Genomic DNA, 15,478 nt, shown 5'->3' on the forward strand with positions numbered 1-15,478 from the left:
GCATTGGCATGCTCTAGAGAACAAGAATTGTTCGCATTGTAGGGGGCGTGACAAGGTTCGGCAATCCGCCAGAGCAGATGAATCATCCGTTCTCTTTTGCTTATGAGAATATTTATCATTAATATTGCGCGCTGATGAACCTGGCGCCTCCCGCATGAAAAGCAAACGCTCACTGCCTGTTACCTACCGTCTAGCCGTCACCTCGCGCGTGCTGGCAGCCGTGGTGGGTGGCTATTTGATGGCGTCCCTGGCCAGCATTTGCCTGGCGCTGTGGATGCCGACTTCCCGCGCCGACGCGGTGGTCACCGGGATGATGAGTTCATTTGTGTTTTACCTGCTGGCGGTGCTCTGGTGTTTCGCCTGCCGCACGGCATGGCGCGCATGGGCGGGTGTAATGGTGCCGAGTGCACTGTTTGCCACCTTGGCGGGCGTGGGTTTGTGGATGGCGCGCACATGAAAGAGGGCTTTCGCCAGGCCATGGCCTGGTTGCACACATGGGCGGGATTGATATTTGGCTGGCTGCTGTTTGCGATTTTCCTGACCGGCACCTTGTCCTATTTCAAGGACGAAATGACCCACTGGATGCAGCCCGAAGTGCGGGCCTATCCACTGGACGACGCGCGCAGTCTCGCTGCCGCGCAAACCTATTTGCAGCAACAGGCGCCCAACGCCGCGCGCTGGTTTATCACCTTGCCGGACAGCCGCGACCCGGGCCTGTCGGTGATGTGGCAAGACAAACTCGACCCCGGCAAGCGGGGCAACTTCATCCACAAGGTCCTCGACCCTGTCACCGGCCAACCCGTCCAGGCCCGCGAAAGCACGGGCGGCGAATTCTTCTACCGATTCCACTTCCAGCTGCAAATGCCTTACCCGTGGGGCCGTTGGCTGTCGACCATTGCCGCGATGGTGATGTTCGTCGCGTTAATCACCGGCATCATCACCCACAAGAAAATCTTCAAGGACTTCTTCACCTTTCGCCCACGCAAAGGCCAGCGTTCCTGGCTTGACGGGCATAACGCGGTAGGTGTGCTGGTGTTGCCGTTTCACCTGATGATCACCTACAGCAGCCTGGTGATATTTATGAACATGGTGATGCCTGCGCCGATCGCTGCCTCCTACGGCAGCGACAGCCGCGCGTTTTTCAACGAAGTGTTCCCCGCGATCAACAATGCGCCGGCGCTCGGCCAGCCCGGCAAATTGCTGCCGTTGTTGCCAATGTTTGAGCAGGCCCGCACGCAATGGGCGGGCGGCCATGTCGGTCGTTTGGTGGTGAATAACCCGAGTGATGTGAATGCGTCGGTCAATGTGGTCCGCGCGGGCTCCGACAGTGTGGTGCAGGATTTCGGCAGCACCCTGTCATTCAGCGGCACCACTGGCGAGCTGTTGCGGGTGAGTGGCGAGCAGTCACTGCCGGCGGCAATCAGCGGCAGTTTCTATGGCCTGCACATGGGCCATTTCGCTGGCCCGGTGCTGCGCTGGCTGTACTTTATCTGTGGCCTGGCGGGTACGGCGATGATCGGCACCGGCTTGGTGATATGGCTCGGCAAGCGTCAGCTCAAGCACGCTAAAACCTCGGTGATGCCGTTTGAACTGCGGCTGGTGGAAGTGCTGAATATCGCCAGCATGTCCGGGCTGATGCTCGCCATCGCAGGGTTTTTCTGGGCCAACCGCTTGTTGCCGGTGAGCTTCGCCGAGCGCTCCGACTGGGAAATAAATACCTTTTTTATTGCCTGGGGCCTGAGCCTGTTGCACGCCGTGCTGCGTCGAGGCCGCCAGGCTTGGGTTGAGCAATTGAGTCTCGGCGCGCTGCTGTTTGTGGCGGTCCCACTGCTTAACGCGCTGACCACCTCGCAGCATTTGGGCGTGTCACTGGCCAGCGGCGACTGGGCCATGGCCGGCTTCGACCTGACCTGCCTGGCCAGCGGTCTGTTCCTGGCGTGGGCCGCCTGGAAGATGCAGCACCGCACGGCGCCGCAGCCCAAGGTCGAACGTGCACCCGCATTGACGCTCAAGCAGGAGGCGAACTGAATGCTGCTCGCATTGCTGATGTGCTACGCCGGGTTTGCCGCGCTGTGCCTGTCCACAGATCGTCATCATGGCGAACTGCTGCACAGCAAGCCTTCGCCACCTCGACGCCTGACGTTACGTACGGCCGGTGGGTTGCTGCTGGTGCTGTCGACGTGGCCAGCGGTGGCAGCCTCGGGTTGGGCTCAAGGTTTGGTGGAGTGGTGCGCTGTGTTGATGCTCAGCGCACTGTTGCTGGTGTTGCTGTTGCCCTATCGGCCAAGGCTGGCCTTGAGCCTGGCGGGTGTCGGCCTGCTGGCCAGCCCGGTTGCTGCCTTCGCCCTGTTTTGAGCCTGCCATGATGATCAGCACGCCACCCGAATCCCAGGACAGCCCGCATACCGATGCGGCCGGTGGGCGTGCGCATTTCCTGCAGGTGTTTTTATCCCAGCGCTCGCAAATGGAGGCGCTGGTCAGTCGACGAGTGGGTTGCCGCGCTACGGCGGCCGACCTGGTGCAAGACCTGTTCCTGCGCTTTTGGCGTCGACCGTTGGTGCAGGTCGAAGAGCTCAGCACCTACCTGTTGCGCTGCGCTGGCAACATCGCCATCGACCATTTGCGCAGTGAAGGCGCGCGCGTGCGCAGCAGCGAAGGTTGGTTGCCGGAACAACAGGACAACCAGGGCTCCGAACCCCAGGCAGCCCTCGAAGCGGGCAATGACCTGCGCCACGTCGAAGCCGCCTTGCGCAGCTTGCCGGAGCGTACCCGGCAGATTTTCCTGCTCAACCGCATCCACGGGCGCAAATACACGGAAATTGCCAAGGCCATGGGGCTGTCCCAAAGTGCCGTGGAAAAACATATGATGCGTGCCCTCGAAGCCTGCAAGGCCAGCCTTCGCGAACCCTCTTGCCCACGCACGCCAGGGAAAGCACCGTGAACGTTACCCCCACGCCCGCCCAGGAACAGGCCGCACTCGACTGGTTGAGCCTGCTGCACGATCAGCCCAGCAGTGGTGACCAAGCCACGTTCAGCCGCTGGTTACGGGCTGACCCCGCGCACGTCGAAGCCTATTCACGGGCCCAGGTGCTGTGGGAGTTGAGCGAAGTGCCGGCACGCACACTGGCGGACGAAGATGCAGTGGCGTTGCAGGGCTACCTCAACTCAATGAACAGCTCAAGACGTTCGCGTGTTGTGCGCGGGGCCGGTGCCTTGGCCATGGCCGCGTGTTTGCTGGTGATGGTGTCCCTGGGCGCGGGTTGGCAGCCATCGCGCTGGGTCGATGACTTCGGCGCCGATTACGTGACGGCGCCAGGCGAGGTGAAGACCGTAACCCTGGCGGATCAAACCCGAGTGACCCTGGATGCCGACAGCGCCATTGCCGTGGATTTCAGCCATGGCGAGCGGCACATCCAGTTGCGCCGTGGCGCGGGTTTTTTCCGCGTGACTCACACCGGCCAGCCCTTTGTAGTCGAGGCCGGCAGCGGGGAGGTGCGGGTCTTGGGCACGCAGTTCGAAGTGCGCCTGCAACCGGCCGGGGCCCAGGTGACGGTGCTGTCCGGCCGGGTTGGCGTAACGCCGTCCAGGCAAGGGCAGCAGCAGGTGCTGACGGCAGGCCAGCAAGTGGCCTACGCCGGCGGTGTGGCCGATGCCCTGCACGCGGTCGACAGCGAATCGCGCCTGGCCTGGCGCGACGGCTGGCTCAATTACTACAAAGCGCCGTTGGCCGAGGTGGTTCAGGACCTTAGCCGCTACTACCCTGGGCGAATCCTTCTGCTCAACGACGAGATGGCCGCCAAGCGTGTCAGCGGGAGTTTTCCGAGCAAGGACCCAGTGGCAGTTTTGAGTGCCTTGCAGGCGGTTCTGGGCTTTGAACAGCACACCGTGCTGGGCCGTATGATTGTATTGCGCTAGACATTAATCCCCTCCGTCGCCACCTTCTGCGTGGCGATTGTATGAAATATCTTCCTCTTTTTATTTTCTCCATGTCGCTGTAGGCCAGGTATTGCGCTGTCTGCAGGTCTTTCATTTAACCTTCATCCCAATTGCCAAAACCTGTCACCAAACCGTTACACGCGCCAAGGATGATCCCCGGATTCCTGAACAGGTGGTCAGGAAGATTGGCGTCGCCGTTCACCCGGTTCTGACAGCCAGCACCTCCCTCCATAACAACAGATAGATGCACGTAAGGGATCTACTCGTGAAGATCAACACACTCTCTGCCCTGCTGTTAGCCTCGGGCCTAGGAAGCTTTGCGCCACTGGTTTTGGCAGACACCACGCAGGATGTCGGTTCGGTGGACGTCGCCGGCAAACAGAGCCTGGGCAACGGCCACATGATTCGCGAAGAAAGTGCCAAGGCACGATCGACGGTGACCAAGGAAGCCATGGACGAAATGTCGGGGACCGCCAACGCCATCGACAAACTCAAATACACGCCGGGCATCAACGTTTCCAGTGATGACGCCAGCGGCACCAGCGGCACCAACTTCACCATGCGTGGCATGAACTCCGACCAGATCGGGGTTTCCGTCGATGGCGTGCCGATCAACGACTCGGGCAACTACAGCGTTTATTCAAACCAGTTGGGCGACCCGGAAAACCTCGCCGAAGTATTCGCCACCCAAGGCTCTTCGGAAGCGGACGGCCCGCACATCGGCTCCAGCGGCGGTAACATCGGCATGATCACTCTGCGGCCGACCAAGGAGTCCGGGCTGTTCGCCAAACAGATCGTCGGTGCCAACGACCTGCGCAAGACGTTCGTGCGGGTGAATACCGGCGATTTCGGCGGCCTCAAGACCTGGGTCTCGGCGTCTCACCTGGAAGGTGACAAGTGGCGCGGCAAAGGCACATTGCGCAGCGACAAAGTCGAGTGGAGCAGCCTGTTCGAAGACGGCAATGGCAACTCGACCCTGGCCACGGTGAAATACAACAACCAGGAAAACTACAACTACAACACCCTGAGCAAGTCGCAGTTCGAGACAGAAGGGCGACGCAAGGACTTCTCGGAAACCCCGGTTTACAAGTCGGGTTTGCTGTCGTCGTCCTACAAGCTCAACCGCAACCCGTTCGAAAGCGTCAACGCCACGCTCACTCAGCGCTGGCAGCTGCAAGACAACCTGTCGCTGACGGTCACACCTTATTACTACTGGGCCAACGGTGGCAGTTTCAGTGGCCAGACCGCTTCGAACCTGGGGCCCAAGTCCGACAAGGCCGGCAACTACGACCTGAGCAACCTGAAATCGCTCAACTACTATCGCCCTTCGTGGACCGAAACCTGGCGCCCTGGCGTCACCGCCAAAATGAAATGGGACATCAACGAAGAACACAGCCTGGATTACGGCTATTGGTATGAACGTGCTCGCCAGCGCCAGACCCAGCCCTTTATCGGGATCAACGGCGAAGGCGCACCCGATGATGTGTGGGGTGACTACAACAGCGGCGGCCAGGTGGTCGACAAGAACGGCGCGACCGTACAGGGTCGTCATTACTACACCATCACCCCGGCTCAGAAGCTTTGGGTTCAGGACAGCTGGCAAGCCACGCCGGACCTGAGTTTTGTCGGTGGCGTTGCGTACCAGTACGTCGAGCGCGACGGCAACAATCTGGGCAGCCTGTACGACACGCCGGAAAAACGTAACACCCGTTACCACCAGTTCCTGCCGAACTTCAGCGCCAAGTACCAGGTCGACGAGAGCAACCAGGCGTTCTACAACGTCACCCGCAACATGCGTACGCCGCCGAACTACGTGCTGTACAACAAGGGCGACTCCGTCAGCCTGAAGCCTGAGTTGAGCTGGAACCAGGAACTGGGCTGGCGCTACACCGAAGACACCCTGGCGCTGAGCGCGACCTTGTTCTACATCAGCTTCAAGGATCGCCAGTTGTCCACCACCGACTTGAACGGTGACTACGCAGTGATCAACGTCGGCAAGGTCGACAACAAAGGCCTGGAGCTGGAATGGAGTGGCCTGTTGCCGCACAACTTCAACTACTACGCCTCCTACACCTACACCCAGTCTGAGCAGAAAGACAATGTGCTCAGCAAGAATGTGTTGCTGCCCACAGCGGGCAAGCAACTGGCCAACGTGCCGGAAAACATGTTCAACCTGGTGTTCGGCTATGACGACTCGCGTTTCTACGGCAACGTTGCGGGCAAATACGTCGGCAGTTTCTACGGCGATTTGACCAACGACGAAAAAATCTCCGGCCGTACCGTGTTTGACCTCAACGCCGGTATCTACTTGCCGGTGGACAAGAAAGTCATCAAGTCCGCGGCCCTGCGGTTCTCGATGCTTAACGTGTTCGACAAGGAATACTTGAGCTCGGCGCGCACCGTGTCGTTCAACTCGGCACCGGTAAACGGCCTGGCGCCGAGCACGGCGTATTACAACGTGGGTGAGGAACGCACGGCGATGGTGTCGCTGGAAGCCAACTTCTAATTAAAGGTGCCGCTGAGCTAAATGTGGGAGCGGGCTTGCTCGCGAAAGCGGTGGGTCAGTGCCAGATGCATTGACTGACAGTCCGCCTTCGCGAGCAAGCCCGCTCCCACATTTGATCTGCAGTGTTTTACAAATTGGGTTACTTCAGCGCGGCCATAATCGCTTCAGGGTTGAACTCGCGAATCAGCGTGCCATTCACGTCCACAAACGGAATCCCGCCGCCGCCCAAGGCCTCATAGGCCTTGCGCGCCTGGGCGTCCTTCTCGATATCCAGCGCCTGGTAGGGAATGCCTTTCTGATCCAGAAAGCGCCGGATCTGCTTGCAGTAGCCACACCACTCGGTGGAATAGAGCACCACGCGCGCTGAGGCGCGTACCTGCTCCGACACCACCTGCGAGGGGTTGAACAGCCGCTCGATCTTGCCCCAGTTCTGGATGACTACCACGACCAGCAATACCAGCAGGACTTTCTTGAGAACCCCGCCAAGCATCAGTTACGGCGCTTGAGCTGGTCAGTCAATTGGGTCGGCAGACCCTTGATGATCAAGGTGCCGGCGGCCTCGTCGTACTCGATCTTGTCGCCCAGCAGGTGCGCTTCAAAGCTGATCGACAGCCCCTCGGCACGCCCGGTGAAACGACGGAACTGGTTGAGAGTGCGTTTGTCGGCCGGGATCTCCGGCGACAGGCCGTAATCCTTGTTGCGGATATGGTCGTAGAACGCCTTAGGCCGATCTTCATCGATCAAACCCGACAGTTCTTCCAGGCCCATCGGCTCGCCGAGCTTGGCCTGGCTGCTGGCGTAGTCCACGAGGGTCTTGGTTTTCTCGCGGGCCGATTCATCCGGCAGGTCTTCGCTTTCGACGAAGTCGCTGAATGCCTTGAGCAGGGTGCGGGTCTCGCCCGGGCCATCAATGCCTTCCTGGCAGCCGATAAAGTCGCGGAAGTACTCCGAGACCTTCTTGCCGTTCTTGCCCTTGATAAAGGAGATGTATTGCTTGGACTGCTTGTTGTTCTGCCACTCGGAGACGTTTATCCGTGCTGCCAGGTGCAATTGGCCCAGGTCCAGGTGGCGTGAGGGGGTCACGTCCAGCTGATCGGTCACGGCCACGCCTTCGCTGTGGTGGAGCAGGGCGATGGCCAGGTAGTCGGTCATGCCTTGTTGGTAGTGGGCAAACAGCACGTGGCCGCCGGTGGAGAGGTTGGACTCCTCCATCAGCTTTTGCAGATGTTCGACTGCCGTGCGGCTGAAGGTGGTGAAATCCTGGCCGCCGTCAAAATACTCCTTCAACCAGCCGCTGAACGGGTGCGCGCCGGACTCGGCATGGAAGAAACCCCAGGCCTTGCCTTGTTTGGCGTTGTAGCTCTCGTTGAGGTCGGCAAGCATGTTCTCGATGGCGGCCGACTCGGCAAGCTCGGAGTCGCGGGCATGGAGAATTGCGGGGGTGCCGTCGGGTTTTTTGTCGATCAGGTGGACGATGCAATGACGGATCGGCATAGGCTTCTCGGCTGGTTGAGGGGAGCGGTTGGCCTCCCCGAAAAGTTGCCCAGTGTACCGCACCCATTGGCCAAGACACGTGTCCAAGGGTGCTTTGGCCGCTCTCCGACGGCCTATATGCCTTTTTTTCACGGTTTAGAGCGATAAAGCTGACCAAATGGGTATGTTGAGGCGGATATTTCCCCGTCTCTGTGCTAGTTTTGCCCCGTCTTACGCCAAGTCTCGGCGTTAAGCGTGCATTCAGCATCTGTCAGGTCGAACCAATCCCCGTTTCAAGCATCTATAACCCCGATCTCCGTGGTTATGGCCGGGGGTGCCAGGCCATGACGGTCGGGCTCGACGGCTGACACTGCACTCTGCAATCCATATGAATTTGATAGGGAAGGAACACCACAATGGCTATTACTAAAGACCAACTGATCGCTGACCTGGCTGAAGCAGTAGACGCACCGAAAACTACCGTGCGCGCTCTGCTGGACCAACTGAGCCAAGTTGTTGCTGATCAGCTGGAAAACGGCGGCGAAATCACTCTGCCAGGCGTTGGCAAACTGAAAGTGACCGAGCGTCCAGCCCGTACTGGCCGTAACCCTTCGACTGGCGCCGCCATCGAAATCGCTGCCAAGAAAGTTATCAAGCTGGTTGTGGCCAAAGGCCTGACCGACGCTGTTAACAAGTAAGACGCAGCAAAAAAAACCGTGCTTCGGAGCGATCCGGGCACGGTTTTTTGTTGCCTGCGGTTTGACTGTGATGAAGGGCTAGTCGCGAACCCAGCGCTGGCGCCAGATCTGCTGCTCGTTCTTGGTCTGGAAAGTCCAGGCCACGAAACGGCTTTGCTTTTGGCCCTGGGACATCTCCACCACATGACTTTCCAGCACGTTGGCTTTTTTGAGTGCCGTCTCAATCGCGGGCAAATTTGACGCTTTTGACACCAATGTGCTGAACCACAACACCTTGTGGGCAAAATGCGCACTCTCAGCGATAAGCTGCGTGACGAAGCGCGCTTCACCGCCTTCGCACCACAACTCCGCCGATTGCCCGCCGAAGTTCAGTACCGGCAACTTGCGCTTGGGATCGGCCTTGCCCAGCGCGCGCCACTTGCGTTCGCTGCCCTTGGTGGCTTCGTCCATGGACGCGTGGAACGGCGGGTTGCACATGGTCAGGTCAAAGCGCTCGCCCGGCTCCAGCAGGCCCAACAGGATTTGCTTGGGGTTGGTTTGCTGGCGCAGCTGGATGACCTTGCTCAGGTCATTGGACTGCACGATGGCCCTGGCCGCGGCCACGGCGATAGGGTCGACCTCGGAGCCGAGGAAGTTCCAGCGGTACTCCATGTAGCCAATCAACGGATAGACACAGTTGGCGCCCATGCCGATGTCCAGCACCTTGACGATTGAACCGCGCGGAATCTTGCCGTCGTTGACGCTGGCCAGCAGGTCGGCGAGGAAATGCACATAGTCGGCACGCCCCGGCACTGGCGGGCACAGGTAGTCGGCTGGGATATCCCAATGCTGGATGCCATAGAAGGCTTTCAGCAGCGCCCGGTTGAAGACCCGCACCGCGTCAGGGCTGGCAAAGTCGATACTTTCCTTGCCATAGGGGTTGATGATCACGAATTTCGCCAGTTCCGGCGTCGTTTTGATCAGCGCCGGGAAGTCGTAACGGCCTGTGTGGCGGTTACGCGGATGCAAGGTGGCCTCTTTACGCGGCGCGACGGGTTTGGCCGTGGCGGCGGTTTTAGGCTTCTTGCGCGGTGGTTTGGGTGTGCTGGGGGCGGTCATGTTGATTCTGGTGTTGGCTCAAAGTGGTGGGCATTGTCACACATCCTGAGACCATCTCGGGCAAATGTGGGAGCTGGCTTGCCTGCGATGGCATCAATTCGGTTTTGCTGACAGACCGAGTCGCCTGCATCGCAGGCAAGCCAGCTCCCACATTGATCGGATTTTCAAGGTAAAAAAAGAGGCCCGAAGGCCTCTTTCTTATACGCAGTCCACCTTACAGGCTGGAAATCCGCGCATGTTGCTCCGCCAGTTTGCCCAAGGCCTGTTCAGCCTCGGCCAGCTTGGCGCGCTCTTTGTCGATCACTTCAGCCGGCGCCTTGTCGACGAACGCGGCGTTGGACAGCTTGCCGCCCACTCGCTGCACTTCGCCTTGCAGGCGTGCAATTTCCTTGTCGAGACGGGCCAGTTCGGCGCCCTTGTCGATCAGGCCGGCCATCGGCACCAGCACTTCCATGTCGCCGACCAGTGCGGTCGCCGACAGGGGCGCTTCTGCGCCGTCAGCCAATACCGTGATCGACTCCAGCTTCGCCAGCTTCTTGAGCAATGCGTCGTTCTCGGTGAGGCGACGCTGGTCTTCGGCACTGGCGTTCTTCACGAATACGGCCAATGGCTTGCCCGGACCGATGTTCATCTCGGCGCGAATGTTGCGCGTGCCCATCATCAAGGTCTTGAGCCATTCGATGTCGCTTTCGGCGGCCTCATCAATGCGCGCTTCATTGGCCACCGGCCAAGGTTGCAGCATGATGGTCTTGCCTTCGACACCGGCCAGCGGCGCGATGCGCTGCCAGATTTCTTCGGTGATGAACGGCATGAACGGGTGCGCCAGGCGCAGCGCCACTTCCAGCACGCGCACCAGGGTGCGACGTGTACCGCGCTGGCGTTCGACCGGCGAGTTTTCGTCCCACAGCACAGGCTTGGACAGTTCCAGGTACCAGTCGCAATACTGGTTCCAGATGAACTCGTACAAGGCCTGTGCGGCCAGGTCAAAACGGAACTGGTCGAGCTGGCGGGTCACTTCGGCTTCGGTGCGCTGCAGCTGCGAAATGATCCAGCGATCAGCCAGGCTCAGCTCATAGGCTTCGCCGTTCTGACCGCAGTCTTCGCCTTTATCCAGCACGTAGCGCGCGGCATTCCAGATCTTGTTGCAGAAGTTGCGATAGCCTTCGACGCGGCCCATGTCGAACTTGATGTCGCGACCGGTGGACGCCAGCGAGCAGAAGGTGAAGCGCAGGGCGTCGGTGCCATAGCTGGCGATGCCATCGGCGAACTCATCACGGGTCTGCTTCTCGATCTTCTTCGCCAGTTTCGGCTGCATCAGGCCCGAGGTGCGTTTTTGCACCAGGGTTTCCAGGTCGATGCCGTCGATGATGTCCAGCGGGTCCAGGACGTTGCCCTTGGACTTGGACATCTTCTGGCCCTGGCCATCACGCACCAGGCCATGCACGTACACGGTTTTGAACGGTACCTGCGGGGTGCCGTCCTCGTTCTTCACCAGGTGCATGGTGAGCATGATCATCCGGGCAACCCAGAAGAAAATGATGTCGAAGCCGGTAACCAGCACGTCGGTGGAGTGGAATTTCTTCAGGAATTCGGTCTGTTGCGGCCAGCCGAGGGTGGAGAAGGTCCACAGGCCCGAGCTGAACCAGGTATCCAGTACGTCGTTGTCCTGTTGCAGCGCCACGTCCGGGCCGAGGTTGTGCTTGGCACGCACTTCAGCTTCGTCACGGCCGACATAGACCTTGCCCGACTCGTCGTACCAGGCCGGAATGCGGTGGCCCCACCACAGTTGACGGCTGATGCACCAATCCTGGATGTCACGCATCCACGAGAAATACATGTTCTCGTACTGTTTAGGCACGAACTGAATGCGGCCATCTTCGACGGCAGCAATCGCAGGCTCTGCCAACGGCTTGGTGGACACGTACCATTGGTCGGTCAGCCACGGTTCGATGATGGTGCCGGAACGGTCGCCCTTCGGCACTTTCAGGCCGTGGTCGTCAACGCTCACCAGCAGGCCGGCAGCGTCAAAGGCAGCAACGATCTGCTTGCGAGCTTCAAAGCGGTCGAGACCGGCGTACTCAGCCGGGATCTTGCCATCGATGCTTTCGTTCAGCGTGCCGTCCAGGTTGAACACCTGGCAGGCCGGCAGGACGGCGGCGTTTTTGTCGAAGATGTTCAGCAGCGGCAGGTTATGGCGCTTGCCGACTTCGTAGTCGTTGAAATCGTGGGCCGGGGTGATTTTCACGCAGCCGGTGCCGAATTCAGGGTCGCAGTAGTCGTCCGCGATAATCGGGATGCGGCGACCAACCAACGGCAGCTCGACGAACTTGCCGATCAGCGCCTGGTAGCGTTCGTCGTTCGGGTTAACCGCGACGGCGGCGTCGCCGAGCATGGTTTCCGGACGGGTAGTGGCGACGATCAGGTAGTCGTTGCCTTCAGCGGTCTTGGCGCCATCGGCCAGCGGGTACTTGAGGTTCCACAGGAAGCCTTTCTCGTCGTGGTTTTCCACTTCAAGGTCGGAAATCGCCGTGTGCAACTTGGTGTCCCAGTTGACCAGGCGCTTGCCGCGGTAGATCAGACCGTCTTCGTGCAGGCGTACGAAGGCTTCTTTCACGGATTCCGACAGGCCGTCGTCCATGGTGAAGCGCTCGCGGCTCCAGTCGACGGACGAACCCAGGCGACGGATCTGACGGCTGATATTGCCGCCGGACTGGTCTTTCCATTCCCAGATCTTTTCCAGGAATTTCTCGCGACCCAGGTCGTGACGGTTCTGGCCGGTGGCTTCGAGTTGACGTTCCACCAGCATCTGGGTGGCGATACCGGCGTGGTCGGTACCCGGTTGCCACAGGGTGTTGCGACCCTGCATGCGGCGGAAACGGATCAACGCATCCATGATCGCATTGTTGAAGCCATGGCCCATGTGCAGGCTGCCAGTGACGTTCGGTGGCGGAATCATGATGGTGTAGGAATCGCCCGCGCCTTGCGGAGCGAAATAATTCTCGGACTCCCAGGTCTTGTACCAGGAAGTTTCAATAGCGTGCGGCTGGTAGGTCTTATCCATGCGCGGCGGGACCCTAGTTGGCATTAATTCAGGAAAGCCGACAAGTATAACGGGGGATAGGGCGCAGGGCGAGGCGAAGACAGGCTAGAGATGTACGCAGTACAAATGTGGGAGGGGGCTTGCCCCCGATAGCAGTGGGTCAGTGACTGATAAGCTGGCTGACCCGGCGCTATCGGGGGCAAGCCCCCTCCCACAGTAGATCCAGGTGTGGCTCAGGACTGGTATTGGCTGAGCAACCGCTCCATGCGCGCATCCAGCCGGCGCTTGATCTCGGTTTCGATATGCGGGGCAAAGTCGTCGATCACGTCTTGCATGATCAGTTGTGCGGCGGCGCGCAGTTCGTTGTCCAGGTGCAGCAGCAAGGCGTCAGGCGCCTTTTCGGCAGCAGCCGCGGCAGGCACGGGTTCTACAACCGGGGCTGCAGCAGCTGGCGCCGGTGCGGCGGGCTTGCCACCGACCAGGTCGAACAGCAGCGGAATCTGTACCTCGCCATCGACCGTGTCGGTCAGCAGCGGCGGTTGCAAGGCATCATCACCCAGCAATTGACGGATCGACTCCAGGTCGTCCAGCAAGTGGTCGTCTTTTTTAATCGGGTTGGGAGTGTCCATCATGTGCTCAAAGTCGTTGTAGCCGGTGATCCTGCAGAGGATAGCCCTGTTCGCGATAGAAACGGAAACTCTCCCGCGCGGCCTGACGAATAGCCGGGTCTTCCACCACCACTTCCGCCACGCGGGCAAAAGCCTTGGCAAAGGTCGGTACTTTCAGGTCCAGGTTGACCAGCAGGTCATGGTGACTGCCGCAGTTGTCGCCCAGGCCCAACACAATCAGGCCTTCGGGTTCGGACTCGGCGGGGCCGTGGGGCACGAAGCTTTCACCCTTGAAGCGCCACAGGCGGGCATCGAGGTCGTCTCGTTGGGCTGCATCGCTGCAATGCAGGTAGATGCGGTGGCCCATGCGCCAGGCTTTTTCGGTGAGTTTGCAGGCAAAGTCCAGGCGCGCAGAAGGATCGGCGCTGGGCAATATATAGAAGTCGACTTGGGTCATTGCGGTTCCTGAGACCGGGGCGGCGGGATGGCCGCCCCGGAATCTTCAGTTTCAGGCTTTGGCGCGATCCAGCAGGTACTGGGTCAGCAGTGGAACCGGACGGCCAGTGGCGCCCTTGTCCTTGCCGCCGCTGGTCCAGGCCGTGCCGGCGATGTCCAGGTGCGCCCAGTTGAAGTTCTTGGCAAAGCGCGACAGGAAGCAGGCCGCTGTGATGGTGCCGGCTTTCGGGCCGCCGATGTTGGCGATGTCGGCGAACGGGCTGTCCAGCTGCTCTTGATACTCATCGAACAGCGGCAGTTGCCAGGCGCGGTCGTCGGCAGACTTGCCGGCGCTGAGCAGTTGCTCGATCAACTCGTCGTTGTTACCCAGCAGGCCGGACGTGTGAGCGCCCAGGGCGACCACGCAGGCACCGGTCAGGGTGGCGATGTCGATCACGGCCTGTGGCTTGAAGCGTTCGGCGTAGGTCAGCGCATCGCACAGCACCAGGCGGCCTTCGGCGTCGGTGTTGAGGATCTCGACGGTCTGGCCGCTCATGGTGGTGACGATATCGCCCGGACGGGCCGCGCCGCCGCTCGGCATGTTCTCGGCACACGCCAGGATGCACACCAGGTTGATCGGCAGCTTGAGCTCCAGCACGGCACGCAGGGTGCCGAACACGCTGGCGGCGCCGCCCATGTCGTACTTCATTTCATCCATGCCGGCGCCCGGCTTGAGGCTGATGCCGCCGGTGTCGAAGGTGATGCCTTTGCCGACCAGGGCGTACGGCTTCTCGGATTTCTTGCCACCGTTGTATTGCATCACGATCAAGCGTGGTGGCTGGTCGCTGCCCTGGCCCACGGCGTAGAACGAGCCCATGCCCAGTTCCTTGATCTTCTTCTCGTCCAGCACTTCAACCTTCAAGGCCTTGAACTCTTTGCCCAGCGCCTTGGCTTGTTCGCCCAGGTACGTTGGGTGGCAGATGTTCGGCGGCAGGTTGCCCAGGTCGCGGGTGAACGACATGCCGGCGGCGATGGCCTGGGCGTGGGTCACAGCGCGCTCGACCTCAGCTTGGGCAGCCTTGATGGTCAGCAGGGTGATTTTCTTCAGGGCGCGGGGTTCGGCTTTCTGGCTCTTGAACTGGTCGAAGACGTAGCTGCCGTCCACCAGGCTTTCGGCCAGCAGGCGGGTCTTGCCGTAGCTGTCGCGGCCTTTTACCACGATTTCATCGAGTGCCAGCGCAGCATCGGCGCCGCCCAGGCCTTTAAGGGCGGTGAGGAGGGTGCTGATGATCTTGCGGAACGGGCGGTCGCCCAGTTCGGCGTCCTTGCCCACGCCCACCAGCAATACGCGGTCGGCTTTAAGGTTAGGCAGGCTTTGCAGCAACAGGCTCTGGCCGACTTTGCCGGCCAGGTCGCCGCGCTTGAGGACCGCGCTGATAGCGCCGCCGCTCAGTTCGTCCAGTTGCTTGGCGGCGACGCCGAGCTTGCGCCCTTCGCCGACGGCGACCACGAGGGTGGCGGTTTTCAACGTTTCGGGGCTAACGCTTTTTACAACCAATTCCATTTTCGGGTCCCTTATAAAGGTCGGTGAGCCTGGAGTCTGTGTACCCAGGCTTAAAGCGAGGCAGCTGTGTAAACCGCCCGCGACAAAGGCCGCAGTTTGAACCTCGCCGGCGGAGCCTGA

General features: G+C 60.3%; 14 protein-coding genes. 7 read left to right on the plus strand and 7 right to left on the minus strand.

The window, feature by feature from the left end; translation table 11 throughout:
* Positions 1–154: 154 nt before the first annotated feature.
* From A7J50_RS05290 to A7J50_RS05315, 6 genes are all read left to right on the plus strand, one after another.
* A complete protein-coding gene (locus tag A7J50_RS05290) occupies positions 155–457 on the plus strand; it encodes a DUF3649 domain-containing protein (protein WP_064450846.1) in 303 nt (100 codons plus the stop codon).
* On the plus strand, positions 454–2,028 hold the full coding sequence (locus A7J50_RS05295; RefSeq protein WP_064450847.1) for a PepSY-associated TM helix domain-containing protein: 1,575 nt from the start codon (positions 454–456) through the stop codon (positions 2,026–2,028). The genes A7J50_RS05290 and A7J50_RS05295 overlap by 4 nt, the downstream gene beginning before the upstream one ends.
* Positions 2,029–2,355, plus strand: coding sequence for a DUF3325 domain-containing protein (locus tag A7J50_RS05300; RefSeq protein WP_064450848.1), 327 nt, complete (start codon positions 2,029–2,031; stop codon positions 2,353–2,355).
* Between the two features lie 7 nt (positions 2,356–2,362).
* Positions 2,363–2,941, plus strand: coding sequence for an RNA polymerase sigma factor (locus A7J50_RS05305; RefSeq protein WP_064450849.1), 579 nt, complete (start codon positions 2,363–2,365; stop codon positions 2,939–2,941).
* Positions 2,938–3,915 carry a FecR family protein gene (locus A7J50_RS05310; protein WP_064450850.1) on the plus strand — a complete coding sequence of 326 codons (978 nt, stop codon included), beginning with the start codon at positions 2,938–2,940 and terminating at the stop codon, positions 3,913–3,915. The genes A7J50_RS05305 and A7J50_RS05310 overlap by 4 nt, the downstream gene beginning before the upstream one ends.
* 286 nt (positions 3,916–4,201) lie before the next feature.
* Positions 4,202–6,442 (plus strand): TonB-dependent receptor, encoded by a 2,241-nt coding sequence (locus tag A7J50_RS05315; protein ID WP_064450851.1) that lies wholly within the window; start codon positions 4,202–4,204, stop codon positions 6,440–6,442.
* Between the two features lie 139 nt (positions 6,443–6,581).
* Here the strand turns inward: A7J50_RS05315 and A7J50_RS05320 are convergent, their stop codons facing one another.
* Together A7J50_RS05320 and yejK are read right to left on the minus strand one after the other, a co-directional pair.
* On the minus strand, positions 6,582–6,932 hold the full coding sequence (locus A7J50_RS05320) for a glutaredoxin family protein (protein WP_064450852.1): 351 nt from the start codon (positions 6,930–6,932) through the stop codon (positions 6,582–6,584).
* The gene (gene yejK / locus A7J50_RS05325) at positions 6,932–7,936 is read right to left on the minus strand and encodes a nucleoid-associated protein YejK (protein ID WP_064450853.1); all 1,005 of its coding nucleotides are present in this window, start codon (positions 7,934–7,936) and stop codon (positions 6,932–6,934) included. Before yejK ends, A7J50_RS05320 begins: the two co-directional genes overlap by 1 nt.
* Before the next feature lie 395 nt (positions 7,937–8,331).
* Here yejK and A7J50_RS05330 point away from each other — a divergent pair, with 395 nt between their 5' ends.
* Complete coding sequence (locus A7J50_RS05330; RefSeq protein ID WP_003188840.1) at positions 8,332–8,613, plus strand: HU family DNA-binding protein; 282 nt, start codon at positions 8,332–8,334, stop codon at positions 8,611–8,613.
* Positions 8,614–8,691: 78 nt separating this feature from the next.
* Here A7J50_RS05330 and rlmF read toward each other — a convergent pair whose 3' ends face one another.
* The 5 genes from rlmF to A7J50_RS05355 all read right to left on the minus strand — a co-directional run bounded on the left by rlmF (position 8,692) and on the right by A7J50_RS05355 (position 15,358).
* Positions 8,692–9,711, minus strand: coding sequence for a 23S rRNA (adenine(1618)-N(6))-methyltransferase RlmF (gene rlmF, locus A7J50_RS05335; RefSeq protein ID WP_064450854.1), 1,020 nt, complete (start codon positions 9,709–9,711; stop codon positions 8,692–8,694).
* 214 nt (positions 9,712–9,925) lie between these two features.
* A complete protein-coding gene (locus tag A7J50_RS05340) occupies positions 9,926–12,772 on the minus strand; it encodes a valine--tRNA ligase (RefSeq protein ID WP_064450855.1) in 2,847 nt (948 codons plus the stop codon).
* A gap of 212 nt (positions 12,773–12,984) precedes the next feature.
* Positions 12,985–13,380 (minus strand): hypothetical protein, encoded by a 396-nt coding sequence (locus A7J50_RS05345; RefSeq protein ID WP_064450856.1) that lies wholly within the window; start codon positions 13,378–13,380, stop codon positions 12,985–12,987.
* Between the two features lie 7 nt (positions 13,381–13,387).
* Positions 13,388–13,816, minus strand: a complete 429-nt coding sequence (locus A7J50_RS05350; protein ID WP_064450857.1) for a DNA polymerase III subunit chi — start codon at positions 13,814–13,816, stop codon at positions 13,388–13,390.
* 51 nt (positions 13,817–13,867) lie between these two features.
* On the minus strand, positions 13,868–15,358 hold the full coding sequence (locus A7J50_RS05355) for a leucyl aminopeptidase (RefSeq protein WP_064450858.1): 1,491 nt from the start codon (positions 15,356–15,358) through the stop codon (positions 13,868–13,870).
* Between the last annotated feature and the right edge of the window lie 120 nt (positions 15,359–15,478).

This window comes from Pseudomonas antarctica (genome assembly GCF_001647715.1).
Classification (GTDB): domain Bacteria; phylum Pseudomonadota; class Gammaproteobacteria; order Pseudomonadales; family Pseudomonadaceae; genus Aquipseudomonas; species Aquipseudomonas antarctica_A.